This window comes from Bartonella sp. SL320, assembly GCF_059687635.1.
The window spans coordinates 902809-924886 of the sequence record NZ_CM185143.1 but is presented as its reverse complement, the minus strand read 5'-3'; the positions used below and the strand labels follow the sequence as shown (position 1 = coordinate 924886).

Sequence of the window (22078 nt, the reverse complement as noted above, 5' to 3'; positions counted from 1 at the left end):
ATATATATGACATCAAAATTTTATTTTAGCAAATAAATTTTAATAAACATTAAAATAATAGAATATGAATACTTAAAAAGATAAATATTTAATAAAAGTATCTATTTATATACTTTTAATAATTAAATATAAAAACATTTTGCATTAAAAATACACATCACAAAAAACACAAAAAATAATTTATGTCTATTTTAATGAAAAAACTTATTAAATTTACTAAAAGAAATGTAATTATTATTTACAACAGTAAACTTTATTAAAATTATTATAAATATAGATCAATATTTTATATATAAAATAATAGCTATTTTATACTAAAATCATCCTTTTTTCCTACCCCCTTCAAAGGATGAGGTGATGAAAGCGTGCAATTTTATTATCCTTCTAGAACTTGCATCAAAACAAGAGTTCTTAATCATTTTATTTAAAAATTGCTCTTCCCCTACTAATTTCTATAGTATCATCTGCCTTTATTGCAAAACGGTCTTTATTAGGAAAAGTTATAAAACATCCCTTTATACAAATTGTTAGTGTTTGATGTGTATCTAAAGAAAATGTTAAAGGTATACTTCCTTCGACAACAATGAGAGAGTGTATCTTTAAATCATTATTCTTCACTGTTGCAGCAAAAGTCGTTATGGTAAAGATATTCAACAGAACACTTGTCATCAAAACATAAGTATATTTCAGCATTCTAAGATTCCTTCCTCAGCAAAACGCTTATATAAGACAAATCGAAGAGTATTAGTTATATGAGAAGGTGCGGTAATATTCGGCACATAAATAGCCAAATTAAAGGAAAAGCTTTTATGATCAAATGCCGTAAAACTGACCTGTGGAATAGGATTTTTTAAGACACCTTCTGTTGAAGAAGCAATCTCTAATAAAATTTCAGCAACATGTTCCGGAGAAACCTTTGATAATACAGTCACTGGAATATCAACTCTTCCTATTTTATTACGTCGTGTCCAATTACTAACATTGTTATTAATAAGACTTGAATTGGGAATAATAATGGTTTTACGCTGAATGGTCTCAAGTTCTGTTGCACGCACACTAATACGCTTAACAACCCCCCCTACTGATCCAGATTCTATATAGTCTCCTATTTTAAATGGTCTTCCAACTAAAATAATAAGTCCAGAGACAAAGTTTTGCACAATATTCTGTAAACCAAAACCGATACCAAGTGAAAGTCCTCCAGCAATAAGAGCAAAATTTCTAAGATCCAAACCTGCCATTGATAATCCTATCAAAGCAGACACAACAACGCCTCCATAACTTATCACTGTTTTGATAGAGTTACGGATACCAGAATCGAATTCTCCATGGGCCAACACCACATGATCTAACCAACCAATGAATTGGCGAATAAGAAACCAACAGACACCAAAAGAAACAATTCCTGTGATAAGAGAAATCAAAGAAATAGTCATATTTCCGATCTGAAAACCGGTTACTGATTGCCACAAAACTGCTTTCAAATCAGAATAAGAAAATCCAAATTGTACAGCAATTGGCATCGCACAAAATACAACAACAAACAAATTGAGAAAAATGCTCACAACAATTCCCAACTGATTCATCGCCTTTTCTTCTAAGTGAAACCTCTGCATTAAAAGATAACCAACTGTTGTTTTCATAAATTGGCCTTTAGTTCCAATTGCTTGGGCGCTTTTTATGCCTAAATACATGAGAATTAAAAATGCTCCACTAATCATAATCTGCTGCATAATAAAACGCGCGAGACCAACATAGCCTAAAAAAATCAACACAAAGAGCAATAATCCCAAGCCAATAAAAGGAATGCGTATATAAAATGGCCAAAAATATGCTTCTCCTTTCTCTCGTTGAAAAGATTGACGTCTAAATCGCAAAGGCACAAATGCTATTGTAAACAGTAAGATCGCGACAAAGAAAACAGCAAGAAAACTTTTAGCAATTGTCAAAGAGAGAGGCGCTGAAATAATTTGATAAATACTATCAAAAACAGCATCAAATGCCAAAACAGCCCCTAAAGCAGTCAGCAAAATCACCAATTGATAAGCAGACGATGGTGCAATATTGAAAAGACGTATATGGGGCATATTCGATGATAAAAGAACAACCGATAAACGATTGATTAAAAAGACTAAAATAATTTGACAACCGATCATATCAAAAACTGGTGTAAGCTTGCCTGGATCTAAGTTAAACTGACGAAATAAAAACAACACAAGATAAACGCAAAGAATACAGACAAGCGAAGGAAGGAGAACTGAAATAAAGGCAATCAATAAGCGTTGTAAATAAGATATTTCCTCGTTAGACTTGATAAAATGGTCATACACATGGACAAGAATCTTATGAGCAAAATATGAAAGTCCCAAAGTGATAAAAAGTGGAATCAAAAAGCAAAGAAATAGATGCAATAGCTTGAAATAAAAGATAAAATTCCACCAAGAGCTCAACAGTAAAAGAAAGTCTGATGAAGCCTCTTTTGTTTTTTGGACCAGATGTTTAACCATCGGGATCGAAAACTCAAACCTATCGGTAAGTGTGCGTTTAAAAAGCTCACGAGATTGAGAAATAGAAAGTTCAGCTATTCTATTTGTCGCCAAGAATATTTCCTCAAACTGAAGCATAATACTGTTAATTTTAGCTTTTTGCTCTATTAAGTAAGAATATTCCTTCACTGAATTCTCCAGTTTTTTGACGTCGTGGTGGAGCTCAGTTAATTGATCAAGAAGTGTATTGATTTCATTAAGAGGAGAACGCAAAATAAATGCCGCCTTAATAGCCCGTCCACTGATATCTTGGGCACGTAAGCGCAATTCTTCTAAAGCACGTTCGTTTTCTGATTTTTTCTCAAAGTCTCTTTTTAAAGTTTCAGTATTTTCTTCAAGGTTATCAATAATCAACTGTTGTTGTTGAATAATTTCATCAACTGAATAAGAAGCTATTGTTTGTTCGATAATTGTATGTTGCGCTCCCCTATTTCCCCAGGCACCAGAATTAAAAACAAAAATGATCCCCAAAAGAAGGAAAAATATAGGGGTGTTTTTTCTACAAAATGAATACATATCGACCTTATATACACAAAAAGGATTTTATACCCTCTTTTTAAATATGTATAAAGCAGATATTTTCAACTTTTGTAGAATAATCTTATAAAAGCTTTCCCTTATCCTATAATACTGGTAAGAAGAGAAAAGAATAGTCGTAAGTTAAACGCCATTAAGATTAAAGAAGGCACTCTCGCATGTTTTTTTTGCACCTCTCTTGCAAAAAAGAAAATCTTCTCCCTTTTACAACGTGGATTTTTCTATCCAGCTTGGGTGTATTTTTGACAAGCAACTTAGGAACGCGTGCTTCTTTAATTAAACAATCACACAACAGTAATATCATTAAAACGAATAGATTTATTTCACAAAACAAGTGTGATCAGTTGAATGTTGCAACAATTGAAACCAAAAAACGTGTAACACTCCACACAGAATCTATTTCTATGAAGACCTTTCGAAAAACTCTCACATTAGGTTTCTTTTTAACAGAAACTCCAGTTAATTATGCAAGACTTCGTGATCTTCAAACGCAATATTTCTCCAATAAACGTGCTCCTCCCAATTGCTCTCCCTAATCCTCCTCCTTGAATTATAAAACAATTATCTTATTTTATTTGTGCTTTTAACTTTGAATCACTGTTAGATTGCCCTATTAGCGGAATATATCATGCGTACACCTGGTTGGTTAACTACCCTTTATTGCTTTATTCTTTTAAGTAGCATTTATATTGCCTTACCCAATTTATTTTCACACGAACAAGTTAAAAATTCTAAATTCTTACCCAATACTCGTGTCGCCCTTGGTCTTGATCTGCAAGGAGGCTCTTCTCTCTTGCTCGAGGTTGATAGCAAAACGTTAAAACGCGATCAATTACACATTGTTTTAAGCAATGTGCGCAATACATTGCGTGAAAAACAAATCCGTACCTCAAGTGTGCGTATCGTCGAAGATAGTGTTATTGCTCTTATTTCTGATCCTACACAAACTGAAAAAGCACTCTCTGCTTTAAAAACATTAATAACCCCCATCCATAGTAGCTTTGGTACGACAGAACCTAACATCACGATCAGCGCTGAAAATGAAATGCTCCGTGTCACATTAACTCAAGCGGGAATAAAAGATCGTATAAGCAACGCTATTGAACAAAGCTTAGAAATCATCCGTCGCCGTATTGATCAAGTGGGGGTTTCAGAACCCGCAATCCAAAAGGTTGGAAATGATCGTATTATGGTCCAATTACCAGGCTTACAAGATCCAAAACAACTGCGAGATCTTTTAGGCACGACTGCTAAGATGAGTTTTCATCTTGTTCCCTCTAATGTGGACCTCAATAATCCTCCTATAGGTGTTTCTATTCTTCCTGGATATACGGATGAAACGCAACATTTTGCGATTTATGATCAAATCGCTTTAGATGGAAATGTCCTAAAAGATGCCCGTGCAGGTTTTGATCCGCAAATGCCCGGACGTTCTATTATTTCATTTACGCTAGATTCTACTGGTGCAAAAATATTTGCCGATATAACACGACAAAATATTAACCGCCCTTTTGCCATTGTTCTTGATCATAAGGTTTTAACCGCTCCTATTATCAATGGTGTCATTCCCAATGGCCAAGGTCAAATTACAGGAAACTTTGACCCCAAAGAAGCCTCAACTCTCGCCGCACTACTCCGTGCTGGCTCTCTCCCTGCCCCACTCACAGTCATTGAAGAGAGAACCGTAGGTCCAAATCTTGGTGCTGATGCTATCCAAATGGGACTTTACACCGGCATAATCGGTTTTATACTTGTCGCAATTTTTATTTTTCTTCTCTACCGGATTTGGGGACTCATTGCCAATATAGCACTAGCGCTCCACACGATTTTAACATTTGCAGCCCTCAGTCTCCTCGGAGCAACACTGACCCTACCTGGTATTGCTGGTATTATCTTAGGTATCGGTATTGCCGTTGATGCGAATATTCTCATCAATGAACGTATCCGTGAAGAAAGTCGAAAAGGTATGAGTGCTTTTGCAGCTCTAGATCGTGGTTTTAAACAGGCTTTTGCAACCATTGTTGATGCCAATGTTACGGCAATTATAGCGACTGTTTTACTGTTTTGGTTTGGTACCGGTCCCGTTCGTGGTTTTGCCGTAACCATGTTGCTTGGTATTATCATCTCCATGTTCACAAATATCACCATTGTACGCATCATTATGATTTGGATTGTTCGTAAATGGAAAATTAAAAAATTGCATATTCACTCTGCTTTCAACATTCTCCCCGAAAATACAACTTTCCACTTTATGAAAGCACGCTTTTTGGGTATTGGTGTCTCAATCGTTTTATCAGTTGCTTCGGTTTTTCTCTTCTTTAAACCTGGCTTGAATTTCGGCATTGATTTCATTGGCGGGAGCCAAATGAGTATTACCACAAAAGCACCAGCAGACTTAGCAACTCTGCGTTCCAAGCTTTCTACTCTTAATATTGGTGAAATTACCCTGCAAAATATTGATAACGAAAATACCGTACTCATTCGCATGCAGAAACAAAGTGGTAGTGAAGCACAACAAACTATCGCCATTGATAAGGTCAAAACAGCTGTACAAAAGATCTATCCCGATACCACATTTGACCAAATAGAAGTTGTTGGCCCTAAAATTTCAGGCGAGCTTGCCACAGCGGCTTTTACGGCTGTTATTCTTGCCGCGATTGCCATGACTCTCTATATATGGTTACGCTTTGAATGGTTCTTTGCCATTGGTGCCATTGTCACACTCATTCTAGACACCACAAAAATGATTGGTTTTTTTGCTTTATTTCAATTTGATTTTAATTTAACAGCCATCGCGGCACTCTTAACAATTGTTGGATATTCTATCAATGATAAGGTCGTCGTCTATGATAGAATGCGTGAAAATATGCGTCTTTATAAAAAAATGCCGTTGCGTGAACTCATTGATCTGTCCATTAATCAGGTTCTTGTCCGTTGTTTTTTTACATCGGCCACAACAATTCTTGCTATGCTTCCTATGGCAATATGGGGTGGAAGTGCCGTTCATAATTTTGCAGTACCCATGGTCTTTGGGATTATTGTTGCAACATCATCTTCTATCTTTATTGCTGCTCCCATTTTACTTCTGCTAGGAAACTGGTGGCGTAAACGAAATAATCGTGTAAATACTTAAAGTGAAATAAAAATGCATATAATCCATCACTCCTCTCATAGAAATATTAGTCATTTTTATTCATTTGTTTTTTGATCAAGAATAGTCAATAATCTATGCTCCATGACACGCCTCTTATCACAACTATTGTTGCCGGTTTATGTTTAGCATTTCTCTTGGGAATGATTGCTAGCCGTTTGCGAATTTCCCCTCTCGTCGGCTACTTATTAGCCGGTGTTATTGTGGGGCCCAATACAGGTGGATTTAAAATAGATTCCGTTATTATCAGCCAACTTGCTGAAATTGGTATTATTTTGCTCATGTTTGGTGTTGGGTTACACTTTTCCTTAAAAGATCTTTTATCTGTCAAAGCGATTGCTGTCCCCGCAGCTATTGCACAAATGGCATTTTCTACTTTTCTAGGCTTATGTCTTGGTCTGATTATGGGATGGGACTTCAGCGGGAGTTTGATCTTTGGTCTTGCTTTATCCATAGCAAGTACTGTTATCCTGCTACGTGCTTTGCAAGAGCGTCATCTTATTGAAACAGAAAAAGGCCGCATTGCCGTTGGATGGTTGATTATTGAAGATTTAGCAATGGTCCTTATACTTGTCCTCATCCCATCCTTGGCAAGCATCCTCAACAATACAAATAAAGAGGCCTTGGACCCTCTCGTTCAATGGTTAGATTTAAGTATTTGGGGTATTTTTGGTCTTACCATCCTGAAAGTGATTATATTTATCGCACTGATGCTCATCATTGGACGACGCATTATCCCATGGCTTTTAAAAATGAGCGCACAATCAGGATCACGTGAGTTATTCCGCCTTAGTGTCTTTGCTATTGCTCTAGGCGTAGCTTTCGGAGCGGCTCATTTATTTGGTGTTTCTCTTTCTCTTGGTGCTTTTTTTGCCGGTATGGTCATGAGCGAATCAGAATTAAGTCACCGTGCTGCTGAAGAATCCTTACCACTGCGCGACGCTTTTTCTGTTCTCTTTTTTGTTTCTGTAGGCATGTTATTTGATCCAGAAAAACTCTTGACTCATTTTTTTCCTCTCTTAGCTACCTTATTCATTATCGTCATTGGAAAATCTGCTGTTGCCTTTTTCATCGTTAAAGCTTTTCGCTATTCGAATGCAACAGCTTTGACGATTTCGGCAAGCCTCGCTCAAATCGGAGAATTTTCCTTTATTCTTGCTGGCTTAAGTTTAAGCTTAGGATTGTTAAACAATGACGCTCACGATTTAATTCTTGGAGGGGCAATTTTTTCTATTTTGCTCAATCCTCTTGTTTTTATTGCCTGTAATAAAATTAAAAAACACCTAGAAAAACTTTCTGCTTCTTCACAAAATACCCAAACAATTATTGATATTGATCCACAAGATCCTGACCAAGATTTTTTACCAGTGACTTTAAAAAATAACCATATCGTCATTATTGGCTATGGTCGTATTGGTCAGTGTGTTGCATTATCTTTAATAAATAGTGATAAACCTATAGTGATTGTGGAAGAATCAAAACGCCTCGCTGATAAGGCCATTTTAGATGGTTTTGAAGCTATTTGCGGCAATATTATTCAACACGAAATAATGAATGCAGCAAATATCAGTCATGCAGAGAAAGTTGTTATTACAATGCGAAGTACCATTGAAGTCGGAGAATGTATCGTAAATATACGTGATATGAAGAAGGATATCCAGATAATCACACATGCATTATCCGATACAGAAACAGCTTACCTCATTGATTTAGGTGCTGATGTTGTAGTAACGGATGATGAGGAAATTGCCAATGGCATTATAGAGCATATAACGGAACAAAGGTCTGTAAAGAATATGCACAATCATGAAAGTTTATAAAAAACATAAAATGGATAAAGAAGCGTGAAAATAAAGCAATTTATATGGCCCTTAATTGGTATCTTAGCAATGCTGATATCTATTCGGATTCTTTATATAAAGCTCTCTGCCATTTCGTTTGGGGATGTATTGGAACGTTTGAGCGATTTAAATGCACAGCACTGGTTATTAGCCTGTTTATGTTCTCTGCTTGCTTATGCTGCTCTTGCTGGATATGATCGTATTGCCTTACAACATCTAGGCCATAAAATTTCTTGGGTTTTTATTGCTATATGTTCATTTACAACTTACGCTCTTTCACACAATATTGGTGCTTCAGTTTTTTCTGGTGCCGTCGTGCGTTATCGTGCTTATAAAATGAAGGGATTAAATGGAACAGAAATCGCAATATTAGTGGGTTTTTGCTCTTTTACCTTTGTAATCGGCACAATCTTGCTGTTAGGGATCGTTTTAATTCTGCAACCTGAAATTATCTCTCTCATTCATGAAGAGCTTCCTCAATGGCTTGGAACGACAGTCGGAGCAGTTCTCCTCAGTTTCATAGCACTTTATACGTTTGGTAGCTGGCTTCAATTGAAACCCTTACGTTTGGGAAAGAAAATTCAGCTTTCCTATCCACGGTTAAAAATTGTCATTCAACAGCTTCTCATTAGCCCCCTAGAGCTTTTAGGAGCAGCTGGAATTATATATGCTGTCCTCCCCTATAATGCAGATATTCATTTTATTTCTGTTCTTGGTGTTTTCCTAGCATCTTTTACGATAACGCTTCTTTCTAACGCTCCAGCAGGCGGCGTAGGCGTTCTTGAAGCACTCTTCATAACGGGCATGCCTAATACAAATCCGACCGATGTTATCGCAGCACTTATTGTCTTTAGAATACTTTATTTGATCATACCACTCATCATTTCATTATTTGTGGTCGCCATTTTTGAAACGCAACAATATTGGAACAGAACGCCTAAAACGCCACCTAAATAAATTAAAAATCTATCAGTAGATTCTTTTTATGTGTCTATAAATGAGATGAGTATGCCGAATTTCAGTTACATGTATAAAATGATATAATCGTTATTTCTATTTATCTGCAAACTTGAAATTTCCCTTTTATTAAGAGGCATATCTTAAGTAAAAATAAAGGAATATTTGTCTATTTTTTTCAAAAGGATGCCCATAAAACTTTAAATGTTCATCCGTGTAGAAGATCATTGTTTTTATAAAACATAACATATTGATTTATAAATTATAATTTATCTTTATTCAATTTGAGTTATAATCTTAAATACCGTAAGATTCTCTCATTTCAAATCTCTCCTGCGTTGAATCAATCAGAACCATCGCTTGCATATTATAAGCGAAAAGAGCCTTATGTCGGAAAACTGTATAAGAAAGAACTTTAAATGCCTCTTATGAGGAGTCAGTCTCAAGTGCCAAGATTTTTTGGGATAACACTGGAGGTTAGAAAAAAGCGTGTAGTGGTGTAAGCCTACTCCTACTCCCGAATTTCATTTAGCCTTTTATGTCTTAAAAAATTTCACGCACTCAATAAACTACTTATAGTAAAATCAAATGGTGGGTGATGAGGGGATCGAACCCACGACCCGCTGATTAAGAGTCAGCTGCTCTACCGACTGAGCTAATCACCCATAAGCTTCCCAAAAGATAAGAATGAGCGTTTCTATAACGCTCCTAGGGGGAGATGTCTAGATATTTTATTGCTTTTATATCGCCTTCATTGTCTGTAAGATTAAAATATGGTATTCACCACTTGATCTTATATAAAAATAAACCCATTATAAGAAGCTCTATAAATAAATGTTCTGATTGTTATACAGAATCTACAGTTGGAGGATTATCGAGCATAATGCCCGAGCAAAATTTAGAGGAACCTTCTTGTCATTGTAAACAAGATGAGGCGTCCTTTTGTTTTATCAATAATCATATGCACTTAAGTAATATTTTGTTGTTTTTTACACTGAATGTAAGTTTTTTTACATTCAATGTTCATGATCGAATATACGAATAAGAGCCCATGAATTTTTTTTATCAATTGCGCGCTTTTAAGCTTTTAAAAGGTGAGAAATGATGGAATGGATCACTGATCCCCATGCGTGGTTTGGTTTGATCACGTTGGTTTTTCTCGAAATTGTTTTAGGAATAGATAACCTTATCTTTATTGCAATTTTAGCTGAAAAATTGCCGCTGCATTTGCGTGACCGCGCACGCTTGATAGGTCTTACTTTAGCATTAATTATGCGACTTTTCCTTCTGACTATTATTGGATGGGTTATGAGACTCGATACAATAATTCTTTCACTTTCATCTTTTGACTTTAGTTGGCATAGCTTTATTTTAATTGGTGGTGGAGCCTTTTTACTCGCAAAGGGAACATTAGAATTACATGAAAGGTTAGAAGGGGTATCGCATGAAAGAAAAACAGGTGTTGCTTATGCTGTTTTTTGGCAAGTCATTGTTCAAGTCGTGGTGCTGGATGCGGTTTTTTCACTCGATAGTATTATTACCGCAACAGGTATGATTGCAAAAGAACAGGCAGCGGTTATGTACATTGCAGTCATTGCTGCTATGGGAGTCATGATGTGTGGCTCTGGCCCTCTTATGCGTTTTATTAATCGTCATCCCACCATAGTCATCCTTTGTCTTGGATTTTTGATGATGATCGGTTTTTCGCTCATTGTTGAAGGGTTTGGTTTTCATATTCCAAAAGGGTATTTGTACGCTGCTATTGGTTTTTCTGTTCTCATAGAAGCTTTTAACCAAATTGGACGTCGTAATCGTGAAAAAATGATAACAACGAATGATCTACGCAGTAAAACAGCCGATGCTGTTTTAAGGCTTTTAGGAGGGGGAAGTAAAGATAGTCATCTTGCTGAAACTGTAGATGTCATTGCTGAACAGACCGCAACTTCTGAGTTATTTAGACCAGAAGAAAAGGAGATGATTCGTGGTGTTCTCGATTTAGCTGATCGTCCTGTTCGCTCTATCATGTCACCGCGAAATGAGATTGAGTGGTTAGATTTAAATGCTAACGAAAATGAAATGCGTGAAGAGTTACAAAAGGTTAAACATAGCCGCTTAATTCTTGCGCGTGAAAAAGTGGATGAATTTGTTGGCGTTGCGTTAACAAAAGATCTTCTTTTGAATTTGGCGGAAGGTAAAAAAATTAATTGGAAAAAAGCAATGCGAGAACCCCTTGTGGTTCATGAAAACACAAGTGTTTTACGATTGATGGAGCAATTACGTCATTCTTCAATTCAGCTGGCAATTATTGTTGATGAGCATGGATCTTTTGAAGGTATTGCAACACCAACCGATATTCTTGAGGCTATTGCAGGAGACTTTCCTGATGATGATGAAGAACTCATGATTGCAGAACAACTTGAAAATGGCAATCTTCTTGTAGAAGGATATGCCGATATCCGCCGTTTAAGTGGTTATCTTGGACGAAATCTTGTTGATGAAGCAGACCGTTATACGACTCTAGCAGGCTTTATGCTTTGGCAGTTTGGTCATTTACCGAATGAGGGAGAAAGTTTTGAAACGGAGGGTTTGCGCTTTAAAGTGATTGAAATGGAACGCCGTAACATATCTAAAGTTCTTATTTCTCCACTTATGCTACCAGAAAAAAGCTCATTCTTTAATCCATAAAGTAGATAAAAAATCTTAATGATTAGAAAATGAAAAGAAATTGTATTATCTCTATTTTATATTTTTTACAGCTTAAAATAATGGGTAGACAAAAGTTAAATTATCAACGCGTTTCCAGTACAAAGATTTTTCATTGATAATTTGCGAAGTGCGCTAAAAGAGAAAATAGTGCAAAATGAGTTGTAAATGATCATTAATCTTAAAAAATAATGACTTTATACAACATATTGATTTATAATGATGATTTATCATTTTTTATTAAAATACTCCATCACCCTCACATCAATCAAGCTTTTGCCAAACGTCAGATTGCCCCCACTGACGAGTTCTCTTCACTGATGAAAACAGCTTTCCTGATGAAATTCTGATGAATGTCTTATTGGTCTAATATGCTAAAATAACAGAGAAAACAGCCAAGAAATTGCATAAATATTAAGAAGAGCAAGACAATTTGGTATCAGTTATGAGCAAGTAAATGACAAAGAGCTAAGAAATACGGTATTGAATTTACTAACCTCCTTCTTCTTGTATAGATGAAAGAGCTCGTGATTTAGCAAAAACAACATAATAATGCTTAAAATCTTCTGGATTCAAAATTCTTTTCTATATCCGATATACTGATGAAGGTCTTGCTGAATTACGCAACTTCAAACTTTTAATGCACATCTCGGATAATCTGATGTGGTATCATTACACTACCCTCTTCCCACACCTAAACATATGGGAATGATTAATTCAGCATTCCTCAAAAACAGTAAAAAACTATCTTTGTAAACACCGCAAAGGACAAAATCCTCAGGACTTTGATTGCTAAGAGAAGCATTGAAACAAAAATCCTGAGTTTCACGCATTCCTTGATCTTCTTCCTGTAGAAGACCGCCCAAATAGCTCCCCTCTCATTAAAACCTGAAGAAACAATACTGACGATTGTTTATCATAAAAATTGGTCATTAATCCACATAATGCATTTTTTTCATAAAGCTCACATATCAACAATAAAATATTGTTTCCATAGTGGTATCTTTTCTATATAAAAGGAAAAGAAAAGCTTGGGGGTTTCCTATGATTAATAGTATTTACTGCGTTGGACGCAATTATGTAGAACATGCTCATGAACTTGGCAATATTGTTGAAGATGAACCCGTTATCTTTAGCAAGCCTAACAGTTCACTCATCTTAGGAAATCAAATTGAGCTCCCTAATTTTTCTAAAGAAATCCATTTCGAAACTGAAATTGTCCTTAGAATCTCAAAGGACACCTTTATGGCTGATGAGATAGAAGCTGAAAAATGCTACGATGCCGTAGCCATAGGTCTTGATTTAACCGCAAGAGATTTACAAACAAAATTAAAAGAAAAAAAGCTTCCTTGGCTTTTGTCTAAAGGATTTAAAGGAGCCGCATACGTTTCTGACTTCATAAACAAAGAAAAAATAAATGCCCCAATAACCTTTGAAATGAAACTGAACGGTAAAACAAAGCAAATTGGCAATACGAAAAATATGATCTTTAGCTTTGAGAAAATAATATCATTTTTAAGTCACTACATTCAGCTAAAACGTGGTGATATCATATATACAGGCACTCCACAAGGCGTGGGTAAACTTTCCCCATTCGATAAAATAGAATTATATCTCGAAGATCAATTAATTTCAGAGCTAAAAGTAAAATGAATCATCAAATACTGACCTTTTTTATCGTTTCATTTTTTTAGCCATCTCACTAGTTTTTAGTCATCTCACTAGAGCCGAATATGACCTTTATCATTGATAAGGCAACGAAGTTGGAAAAAAAGAATACATTTTTCTAACGTTTTAGGATTGTGTACAGCAACATATGCATATGACGCATTTTCCATATTAGGTGTATCAGCAATTGTTCTCAATAACAAAACGCTCTTTTTTTGGTAAAGCTCATGGGTGGCTGCTATTTATTATATATAGGCATTCAGTCGATTAAATCTGGAATTAACACCTTAAACTCAAAAGAAATAGTATCTAAAAATGAAAAGAATACTGAAAGTAAAGTTTTTAACCAGCTACATGGATGATTTTATAACACAAATACTCAATCCTAAAGTATCCATGTTTTATATCGCGGCCTTCCCCAAATTCTTATCCTCTGGCGGTAACATTCAAAAAGGCTTTGAACTTGTCACGATACATTCCTTCAATATATTTGCATGGTTTACTTTAATGACCATTTTTATATCATTTTCTCGCACCACTTAAAAAAATAAAAGGATGCATTAATAGTGCGACAGGAATAGTTTTGTCTCTATTTTCTTTTTTCATTTTCTTTGGATAGTTTTATCTTTCAATAACAAAAAACAAGCAGAGCAATCTTTTCATGCTTCTATCTATCGCTATGAATATTCCAACCTCTAACAGAGCTTATCAACCACTAGTTGCTTCTCATGTTCTCTGTATAACTGAATGACACCGCATTTCTTGATCATCGTCTAAAGAATTTTTGTATAAACAGTGCGAATTGTACGCAGAATTTTACAAAATATTATCAATAGAGAAACAAAATTATTATTCACCACTTTAAAAAAAGCTACGGCATTCCTCTCTTCCTTTATGAAAAGGATAACTCCTTCTCCCTTATGAGAGCATCGTAAAAATGAAAAAACTCTTCGTTATGCAAAAACAAATAAGATTCAGAACATTATAAAATTTTTCTGATAATTTTTAAAGGCATCCTATAATATGATGTCTTTTTTTAGCCATTTATTTGTTATCAAAATAACAAGAAAACTCCATATTCAAATATCTGCTACGTTATTTAAGGAGGAAACATACTCTTTTCTAAAACTGTATTTTTTATCTTTATCCACACAAAGTCATAAAAAACGTTTTTTTTCTTTACACCTTATTTATATCATGCTTCGATACAAAATAATGCCTTTTTTAGTGTAATTTAATGTCAAAATAATTTAAAGGGAACCCTCAAGAAATGAGCTCTAAACAAAATTTAAAAGATACTTCTCAAGATAAGCTGCAACGTGGACTACACAACCGTCATGTGCAACTGATCGCCATTGGTGGTGCTATTGGAACAGGTCTCTTCATGGGATCTGGAAAAACAATTAGTGTAGCAGGACCTTCCATTATACTCGTTTATGCAATTATTGGTTTTGCTCTATACTTTGTCATGCGTGCTATGGGAGAATTACTGCTTTCTAATTCACAATATCGATCTCTCATTGATTTTTCAACCGATATGCTAGGACCAGGAATCGCTTTCTTTGTCGGCTGGAGCTATTGGTTGAGCTGGGTTGTAACTGGCGCAGCTGATATTATTGCTATCATTACTTATATGCACTTTTGGTGGCCAACCCTCAATCCATGGATTATTGTTTTTGCTTGCATTGGTTTCTTTTTAATCCTTAACCTCCTTGCTGTAAAATTTTTCGGTGAACTTGAATTCTGGTTTGGTCTTATCAAAGTCGTCGCAATTATAGCATTAATCGTTGTTGGATTTTATATGATCGCTACAGGCTTTACTTCCCCCAATGGTACGGTTGCTTCTCTCAATAACGTATGGAATGATGGAAATATTTTCCCGCGAGGAATTACAGGCTTTTTTGCTGGATTTCAAATTGCTATTTTTTCTTTCGTTGGTATAGAGATTGCTGGAACAACGGCTGCTGAAGTAAAAGAGCCTAAAAAAGTTCTTCCCAGAGCAATTAATGCAATACCAGTGCGTATTGTACTCTTTTACATCTTTTCTCTCGCTGTCATTATGTCTGTCACACCTTGGAATCAAATTGTTCCAGATAAAAGTCCCTTTGTTTCGATGTTTTTGCTTGCAGGCATTCCGATAGCGGCTGGTTTGGTAAATTTTGTCGTTCTCACCTCTGCTGCATCTTCAGCAAACAGTGGTATTTTTTCTACCAGCCGTATGATATATGGACTTGCAACACAAAAAGGTGCTCCTAAAACTTTAGGAAAGCTTTCCAAATACCATGTTCCAGCTAATGCTCTACTTTTTTCCTGCCTCTGTATTTTAGTAGTATATATAGTTGCCTCACTCTCACCAAGCCTCATCAGTGCTTTTACAATTGTGACCAGCATTTCAGCTATTGCATTTTTATTCGTATGGTCTGTCATTTTGATTAGCTATATTGTCTATCGTCGCAATCATCCTCATCTGCATGCTGAATCCGTCTATAAAATGCCAGGGGGTGTTGTGATGTGTGGGCTGATTTTAGTTTTCTTTGCTTTCATGCTTTATTTGTTAACATTAGAACCTGATACTCTAACAGCTTTTAAATATGGTATAGTCTGGTTTATTATGTTAGGCGTAACGTACTTTATGTTCGTAAGAAAACATACTTCTCAAAATAATAAATAAAGCCACATACATAAAAAAACATTTCAAAAAAGGGTACTAAAAGTACCCTTTTTCTCTTTGATCTCCTCCCCACATCTAAAAGGATATGGATTCCTAAAATAGTCCGTTTACAAATAAGCCGGCTTGTTAAGGGAAGATACTTCTAAAAACTCATACGATTTGCCTACATAAGTGCTCTACGGGTAAAACCCGCCCCGAATACTCACTATATATTCTAAAAATGCCTAATGTGTAAAATTTTGCCTGATCACTGCATTAAACAATGATATTTTACGGCATAATAGAATAAAACATGAGAAATTCTATAAAGAGTTTTCTATAAACTTCACTTACATCATTGATGTAACAAAACATTTAAGTTTCACCTAAAAAAGCCAAAAAAACAAAGTTTATATTCAAGCTTTTCTTAAACTTAAACATACAACTCTCAACAGAATATTCCTAACAGCCATCTACAATACAAAATTTATGAAAATATTTTCTCTATTGTGTATAACTATATATAAACATATATAGTTATTTAAATAATACTTATTATAAATACTTATAATATATCTTGTATATAATTATGTATTAAGTTTAAAAAGCATAATAAAAAGTTTATTATATTAATAACATATAAAATAATTAACACATTAACCAATAATTTTTTCTTTATTATTATAGGATCGTAGAAAAAAATTCCTTTACTCCACAGCCATATCATGTTCCGATAGCAGGGATTACCTTTTTAAGGTAATTTTTATCTTAAAATAACTAAGGGGAATTTCCCAAAAATGAACAAAAAAAATTTAGAAAAAAAACCTAAGAAGAAATTGCAACGTGGACTACATAACCGCCATATACAGCTTATAGCCCTTGGTGGAGCAATTGGAACAGGTCTCTTTATGGGATCAGGAAAAACAATTAGCGTAGCAGGCCCCTCAATTTTACTCGTGTATGCGATTATTGGTTGTGCTCTATACTTTGTCATGCGTGCTATGGGAGAATTATTGCTTTCTAATACACAATACCGATCTTTTATTGACTTCTCAACCGATCTTTTAGGCCCATCTGCCGGATTCTTTATTGGCTGGACATATTGGTTATGTTGGATTGTCACTGGAACTGCTGAAATTATTGCTATTGTTACTTATGCACACTTCTGGTGGCCTGAACTTAATCCATGGATTCCTGTTATCGTTGGCCTTATGTCCTTTTTAATTCTTAACCTGGTTGCCGTAAAACTCTTTGGTGAACTTGAGTTTTGGTTTGGTTTTATCAAAATCGCAGCCATTTTAGTCTTAATTGTTGTAGGATTTTACATGATCTTTACTGGTTTTGTATCTCCAAACGGCACAGTTGCTTCCCTGAGAAATATATGGAACGATGGAAATATTTTCCCTCGAGGGATTAGCGGTTTTTTTGCTGGATTTCAAATTGTTATTTTTGCTTTTGTTGGCATTGAGCTGGCAGGAACAGCTGCTGCTGAAGTAAAAGAGCCTAACAAAGCCTTACCACAAGCTGTTAATTCAATACCTGTCCGTATTGTATTCTTTTATATTTTCTCTATTCTTGTAATTATGTCTGTAACACCTTGGAATCAAATAAGTCCAGACAAAAGTCCTTTTGTAACAATGTATGCACTTATCGGTATTCCAACTGCAGCTGGTTTAATGAACTTTGTTGTCCTCACAGCAGCCGCCTCTTCAGCAAATAGTGGAATTTTTTCTACCAGCCGTATGGTATATGGGTTAGCAACACAAAAAGGAGCTCCTAAATTTTTAGGAAAACTTTCTCGTAATCACGTTCCAGCCAACGCATTATTCTTTTCATGTTTATGCATCTTATTAGGTTATGCAGCTGTATCATTATCTCCAACTCTCATAGAGGCCTTTACGATTGTTACGACAATTGCCGCAACGTTGTTTATATTTGTATGGTCTGTCATTTTGATCAGCTATATCGTCTATCGTCGCAATCGTCCTCTCCAACATACTGTCTCTCCTTATAAAATGCCAGGAGGTGTTGTCATGTGCTGGGCGCTTCTTGTTTTCTTTGCATTTATTATTTATTTACTGTCATTAGAAGCGGATACTGCCATAGCTTTAAAATACACTCCAGCATGGTTTATATTTTTAGGCATTGTATATTTTCTTTTCGGAAGAAAGAATTATGCAAAAACTTAAAAACAACTTCTCCTAAAAAGTTAAACCTTATATTTCAAAAAAATCATATTAAAAAGGGTAACTCAAGTTACCCTTTTTAAATATTTATCTATAAAGTTATAAATGTGACGAAATATCTCTGTAGAGGCTTCAATTACGTTCTTTATCAACCAAAGCGTTAGATTTTATCCAAGGCATCATAGAACGAAGTTTTTTACCCACTTCTTCAATAGGATGATTATCATTTAAACGCCGCATACTTTTAAAATGAGCCGCACCAGCTTTATATTCCTGAATCCAATTCGATGTAAATTTACCCGTTTGGATATCTTTCAATATACGTTTCATTTCTGCTCTGGTTTCATCCGTAATCACACGTGGACCAGACATATATTCACCCCATTCAGCTGTATTAGAAATCGAATAATTCATATTCGCAATGCCCCCTTCATACATGAGATCAACAATCAATTTAACTTCATGTAAACACTCAAAATAAGCCATTTCCGGTGCATACCCTGCCTGTGTTAGTGTTTCATAACCTGCTCTAATCAGTTCAACAAGACCACCACACAAAACCGCTTGTTCACCAAAAAGATCCGTTTCACACTCTTCTTTAAATGTTGTTTCAATCACTCCAGCACGTCCACCACCAAGTCCACATGCATAAGATAAAGCTACATTATGAGCGTTCCCAGAAGCATCTTGCGCTACCGCTATTAAGCAAGGCACACCACACCCTCGCTGGTATTCATGACGCACTGTATGTCCTGGACCTTTAGGAGCAATCATCACAATATCAATAGTTTTTTTAGGCTCAATCAAGCCAAAATGAATGCTCAAACCATGCGCAAAAGCAATCGCTGCCCCATCACGTAAATGGTCATGAATATGCTCTTTGTAAATATCAGCTTGCAATTCATCTGGTGTTGCCATCATGATGAGATCAGCCCATTTTGCTGCTTCAGCAACACTCACCACTTCAAAACCATCAGCCATAGCCTTTTTAACTGTTTCCGATCCTAAACGTAAAGCTATTTGAACATTCTGGACACCGGAATCCTTCAAATTTAAAGCGTGCGCACGTCCTTGAGAACCATAACCAACAATGGCTACTTTTTTCCCTTTAAGGAGATTAACATCCGCATCACGATCATAATAAACACGCATAAAAACACTTCCTTCTTTTTCTACTTTAACTGGATTTCAGACTATTTTTATTAAATAAGAAACATTATCTTCAGTGCATCATATACCCATAAAGACAAAAATGCTGCTTATAAGAATACAGCAGTTGAATAGTCTTTAAAGTTTACATACTGCATAGGAAAAACCGTAGTCCCCAAACATTCCCAAAACATATATGGATCCCCAAATAAAATTTAACTGCTATTCTACAAAAACGATAATTACACAAACTAATATTTCTAAAGAAAATATATCTGCTAAGATTCTACTCTTCTGTCGCAAAACAAAGCATTATAGCCTAAAAATTAAGATATAACATACAGACTTTAACATGAACTAAATCAATACGGATAGCAAGAACAATTACAAAATGATAAAGATTATCGTAGTACAAGCATGGGAACACATGAAGGTGGGGATTGTTTCCATCAACAGCAAAACTTAAGGATAGCATTCATATTGTTCTGGATGTTTTTTACAAAATGGGCTGTTTAAGCGCCTCTTGACACTGCGCTGTGGGATGACAGCGCCTGGACGACAAATCGGCAAGTTTTCAGCTCTAAAAGTATAACACCACCCACCCGCTCTTGCTACCTCTTCATCTTTATAGCGGAATCCTGATTGAAGCATGCAAGCATAAGTTGTTTCTTTAGCGTTAATGCTCTGCTTTCTGTTTTCTGGAAATACATCATAAGGGGTCGGCATACCACATTCTAACAAGGCTTTTTTTATCTCAAGCCGATCTGCTCCCGGTTTTTCCCACATACTCAAGTAGCCTGGAGGAGGCTTATTAAATTGGCATCCAGTTATAATCAACAAAGTTATTGCGCTTAATAGTTTTTGAATTTGTTTCATTTTTTACTCCATGATTTCTTTAAAGGAAATTGTTCTAGATGAGATGAGCCATAACGTGCACTACACGTATCACCCGCATTTCCAAGGCAAGTATGAGGATTGTAAGGATCTGTGAACATTTTCCATGTTTCTTTCCAAAAGTTGCTGTCAGCAGGTATTGTCTCGTAACTATAGCCATTGCCACCAATCCATCGGCTTACAAAGTCATATTTATGTCCATCACAAGCAATGTTTAAGGTTGGCACTCAGGTGCAGTTTTATATTTTTGACAATAAGCACTATTTAAACGCTTTTTCACACTGCGCTTTGGAATGACAGCACCAGGAACACATATAGGAAGATCTTCGGCATTATAATTTCTACACCGATCTCTCCAATCCCATCCTAATTTACTATGAAAGCCTGCTTGGCTTAAGCATGCATAAATAGATGTATTCGCATTTATACTTAACTCTCTATTATCTATCATATAAGCATCATGAGGATTCAGCATTCCACATTCTAAAAGTACTTTTTTAATCTCAACCTTATCTGCTCCTAGCTTCTCTAATGCATCCAGAGCCTGGTGAGGACCTGGAGCACATCCAGCTATAATAAGCAAAACTAATCCACTCAATAACTTTAAAGTTGTTTTCACTTTTCCTCTCCTTCAATGATTTTTTACGAATTGCTTATAAGCTGTATAAGCTTGTTGATGTTTTTATATTCCTCCGTCCATACCAATTTGAAACACGTTGAATGCTGAGACAATCGAACCATACGCTTAGTGCAAAAAATAAAAAGAACTGAGGATTACTCTTAATCATACCAACATCAAGAAACTACGGTAGACATTCAGGTTTGTTTTTATTGATTTTACAATGGGGACTGTTTAAACGTTTATTGACACTTCGCTGGGGGATGACAGCACCAGGACGACAAATCGGGAAACGAGCATCAAAAAACTCACACGAACTCAAATATCCGGATTTATACCTAAAACCTGCTTGCACCATGCAAGCTTCAATTAATGCGTTCGCATTTCCATCTAACTTTCTGTTGTATTTATCATGAGAATAAGGGGTCGGCATGCCACATTCTAACAGCGCCTTCGCTATATCAATTGTATCTGCACCAGGCTTATCCCATAATTCCCATGCTGATAAAGGAACCTCAGGTTTATACTCACATCCAGATATACTTAACAGAGCTATACAGCTTAATAGTTTTAAAGTTTTCTTCATTCTTCCCCTCTTTTAATGGATTTCGTTACTATAAAAAATGCCTAAGCCTATTAATCTTTTGTCCAACATGTAGGACTGAGTTGAAATGCTTGCTTGAGGGAACAATCCCGCACCGGCATGGGAATACATGAAGGTGGGGATTGTTTCCATCACAAGCAATGTTTAAGGTTGGCATTCTGGTTTATTTTTATATTTTTGACAATAAGCGCTCTTTAAACGTCTCTCGACACTGCGCTTTGGGATAACAGCACCAGGAACACAGATAGGAAGATCTTCAGCATTATAATTATGACACCGGTCTCTCAATCCAACATTAAAAAGTTTATGATAAAAGCCTGACTTCACAAGACACATACGAACCGCAGCATTTGCATTCATGCTTAAGCCTTCTGAGTCCATACTATCATTGTAAGGGCTTGGCATGCCACATTCTAACAGGGCTTTTTTTACCTCAAGTTGATCTGCTCCTGGCTTTGCCCACATATCCAAAGCCAATTGCGTATCGAAAAGATTACATCCAGATGTACTTAACAGAGCTATACAGCTCAATAGTTTTAAAGTTTTCTTCATTTTCCCCTCTTTTAATGGATT

General features: G+C 35.7%; 16 protein-coding genes and 1 tRNA gene. 8 read left to right on the top strand and 9 right to left on the bottom strand.

Annotated features, from left to right (window positions below; translation table 11 throughout):
- Nucleotides 1-420 precede the first annotated feature (420 nt).
- Both AC6ER8_RS03705 and AC6ER8_RS03700 read right to left on the bottom strand, forming a co-directional pair.
- Nucleotides 421-693, bottom strand: a complete 273-nt coding sequence (locus tag AC6ER8_RS03705; protein WP_497079427.1) for a hypothetical protein — start codon at nt 691-693, stop codon at nt 421-423.
- A complete protein-coding gene (locus tag AC6ER8_RS03700) occupies nt 687-3062 on the bottom strand; it encodes a mechanosensitive ion channel domain-containing protein (RefSeq protein WP_497079425.1) in 2376 nt (791 codons plus the stop codon). Before AC6ER8_RS03700 ends, AC6ER8_RS03705 begins: the two co-directional genes overlap by 7 nt.
- Before the next feature lie 179 nt (nt 3063-3241).
- Between AC6ER8_RS03700 and AC6ER8_RS03695 the strand changes: the two genes are divergently transcribed.
- The 4 genes from AC6ER8_RS03695 to AC6ER8_RS03680 all read left to right on the top strand — a co-directional run bounded on the left by AC6ER8_RS03695 (nt 3242) and on the right by AC6ER8_RS03680 (nt 9032).
- The gene (locus AC6ER8_RS03695; protein ID WP_497079423.1) at nt 3242-3619 is read left to right on the top strand and encodes a hypothetical protein; all 378 of its coding nucleotides are present in this window, start codon (nt 3242-3244) and stop codon (nt 3617-3619) included.
- 92 nt (nt 3620-3711) lie between these two features.
- Nucleotides 3712-6216: a protein translocase subunit SecD gene (gene secD / locus AC6ER8_RS03690; protein ID WP_497079421.1), complete on the top strand. Its 2505-nt coding sequence runs from the start codon at nt 3712-3714 to the stop codon at nt 6214-6216.
- Nucleotides 6217-6311: 95 nt separating this feature from the next.
- Nucleotides 6312-8054, top strand: a complete 1743-nt coding sequence (locus tag AC6ER8_RS03685) for a cation:proton antiporter domain-containing protein (RefSeq protein WP_497079419.1) — start codon at nt 6312-6314, stop codon at nt 8052-8054.
- A 24-nt stretch (nt 8055-8078) separates the two neighbouring features.
- Nucleotides 8079-9032, top strand: coding sequence for a lysylphosphatidylglycerol synthase transmembrane domain-containing protein (locus tag AC6ER8_RS03680; protein WP_497079417.1), 954 nt, complete (start codon nt 8079-8081; stop codon nt 9030-9032).
- Nucleotides 9033-9621: 589 nt separating this feature from the next.
- Here AC6ER8_RS03680 and AC6ER8_RS03675 read toward each other — a convergent pair.
- Nucleotides 9622-9697, bottom strand: a tRNA-Lys gene (locus tag AC6ER8_RS03675).
- A gap of 436 nt (nt 9698-10133) precedes the next feature.
- On the opposite strand from AC6ER8_RS03675, the gene AC6ER8_RS03670 reads away from it, so the two are divergent.
- The 4 genes from AC6ER8_RS03670 (at nt 10134) to AC6ER8_RS03655 (ending at nt 18242) form a co-directional block, all read left to right on the top strand.
- Nucleotides 10134-11717, top strand: coding sequence for a TerC family protein (locus AC6ER8_RS03670; protein ID WP_497079415.1), 1584 nt, complete (start codon nt 10134-10136; stop codon nt 11715-11717).
- 1062 nt (nt 11718-12779) lie between these two features.
- Nucleotides 12780-13388: a fumarylacetoacetate hydrolase family protein gene (locus AC6ER8_RS03665; protein WP_497079413.1), complete on the top strand. Its 609-nt coding sequence runs from the start codon at nt 12780-12782 to the stop codon at nt 13386-13388.
- Between the two features lie 1285 nt (nt 13389-14673).
- Entirely contained in the window at nt 14674-16074 is a 1401-nt protein-coding gene (locus AC6ER8_RS03660; protein ID WP_497079411.1) for an amino acid permease, read from the top strand.
- A gap of 776 nt (nt 16075-16850) precedes the next feature.
- On the top strand, nt 16851-18242 hold the full coding sequence (locus AC6ER8_RS03655; protein ID WP_497079409.1) for an amino acid permease: 1392 nt from the start codon (nt 16851-16853) through the stop codon (nt 18240-18242).
- A gap of 129 nt (nt 18243-18371) precedes the next feature.
- On the opposite strand, the gene ilvC is transcribed toward AC6ER8_RS03655, so the two are convergent.
- From ilvC to AC6ER8_RS03625, 6 genes are all read right to left on the bottom strand, one after another.
- Nucleotides 18372-19391, bottom strand: coding sequence for a ketol-acid reductoisomerase (gene ilvC / locus AC6ER8_RS03650; protein WP_497073956.1), 1020 nt, complete (start codon nt 19389-19391; stop codon nt 18372-18374).
- A gap of 459 nt (nt 19392-19850) precedes the next feature.
- The gene (locus AC6ER8_RS03645; RefSeq protein ID WP_497079407.1) at nt 19851-20264 is read right to left on the bottom strand and encodes a hypothetical protein; all 414 of its coding nucleotides are present in this window, start codon (nt 20262-20264) and stop codon (nt 19851-19853) included.
- A complete protein-coding gene (locus tag AC6ER8_RS03640) occupies nt 20261-20509 on the bottom strand; it encodes a hypothetical protein (protein WP_497079405.1) in 249 nt (82 codons plus the stop codon). The genes AC6ER8_RS03645 and AC6ER8_RS03640 overlap by 4 nt, the downstream gene beginning before the upstream one ends.
- Complete coding sequence (locus AC6ER8_RS03635; RefSeq protein WP_497079403.1) at nt 20497-20901, bottom strand: hypothetical protein; 405 nt, start codon at nt 20899-20901, stop codon at nt 20497-20499. The genes AC6ER8_RS03640 and AC6ER8_RS03635 overlap by 13 nt, the downstream gene beginning before the upstream one ends.
- A 184-nt stretch (nt 20902-21085) precedes the next feature.
- The gene (locus AC6ER8_RS03630) at nt 21086-21487 is read right to left on the bottom strand and encodes a hypothetical protein (RefSeq protein ID WP_497079401.1); all 402 of its coding nucleotides are present in this window, start codon (nt 21485-21487) and stop codon (nt 21086-21088) included.
- 162 nt (nt 21488-21649) lie between these two features.
- Nucleotides 21650-22057, bottom strand: a complete 408-nt coding sequence (locus AC6ER8_RS03625) for a hypothetical protein (RefSeq protein WP_497079399.1) — start codon at nt 22055-22057, stop codon at nt 21650-21652.
- Nucleotides 22058-22078 lie beyond the last annotated feature (21 nt).

Excerpts from the sequence above, each read along its gene's own strand:
- AC6ER8_RS03705 (WP_497079427.1), bottom strand. The coding sequence starts at position 693 with ATGCTGAAATATACTTATGTTTTGATGACAAGTGTTCTGTTGAATATC.
- AC6ER8_RS03700 (WP_497079425.1), bottom strand. The coding sequence starts at position 3,062 with ATGTATTCATTTTGTAGAAAAAACACCCCTATATTTTTCCTTCTTTTG.
- AC6ER8_RS03695 (WP_497079423.1), top strand. The coding sequence starts at position 3,242 with ATGTTTTTTTTGCACCTCTCTTGCAAAAAAGAAAATCTTCTCCCTTTT.
- secD (WP_497079421.1), top strand. The coding sequence starts at position 3,712 with ATGCGTACACCTGGTTGGTTAACTACCCTTTATTGCTTTATTCTTTTA.
- AC6ER8_RS03685 (WP_497079419.1), top strand. The coding sequence starts at position 6,312 with ATGCTCCATGACACGCCTCTTATCACAACTATTGTTGCCGGTTTATGT.
- AC6ER8_RS03670 (WP_497079415.1), top strand. The coding sequence starts at position 10,134 with ATGATGGAATGGATCACTGATCCCCATGCGTGGTTTGGTTTGATCACG.
- AC6ER8_RS03665 (WP_497079413.1), top strand. The coding sequence starts at position 12,780 with ATGATTAATAGTATTTACTGCGTTGGACGCAATTATGTAGAACATGCT.
- AC6ER8_RS03660 (WP_497079411.1), top strand. The coding sequence starts at position 14,674 with ATGAGCTCTAAACAAAATTTAAAAGATACTTCTCAAGATAAGCTGCAA.
- AC6ER8_RS03655 (WP_497079409.1), top strand. The coding sequence starts at position 16,851 with ATGAACAAAAAAAATTTAGAAAAAAAACCTAAGAAGAAATTGCAACGT.
- ilvC (WP_497073956.1), bottom strand. The coding sequence starts at position 19,391 with ATGCGTGTTTATTATGATCGTGATGCGGATGTTAATCTCCTTAAAGGG.
- AC6ER8_RS03645 (WP_497079407.1), bottom strand. The coding sequence starts at position 20,264 with ATGAAACAAATTCAAAAACTATTAAGCGCAATAACTTTGTTGATTATA.
- AC6ER8_RS03630 (WP_497079401.1), bottom strand. The coding sequence starts at position 21,487 with ATGAAGAAAACTTTAAAACTATTAAGCTGTATAGCTCTGTTAAGTATA.
- AC6ER8_RS03625 (WP_497079399.1), bottom strand. The coding sequence starts at position 22,057 with ATGAAGAAAACTTTAAAACTATTGAGCTGTATAGCTCTGTTAAGTACA.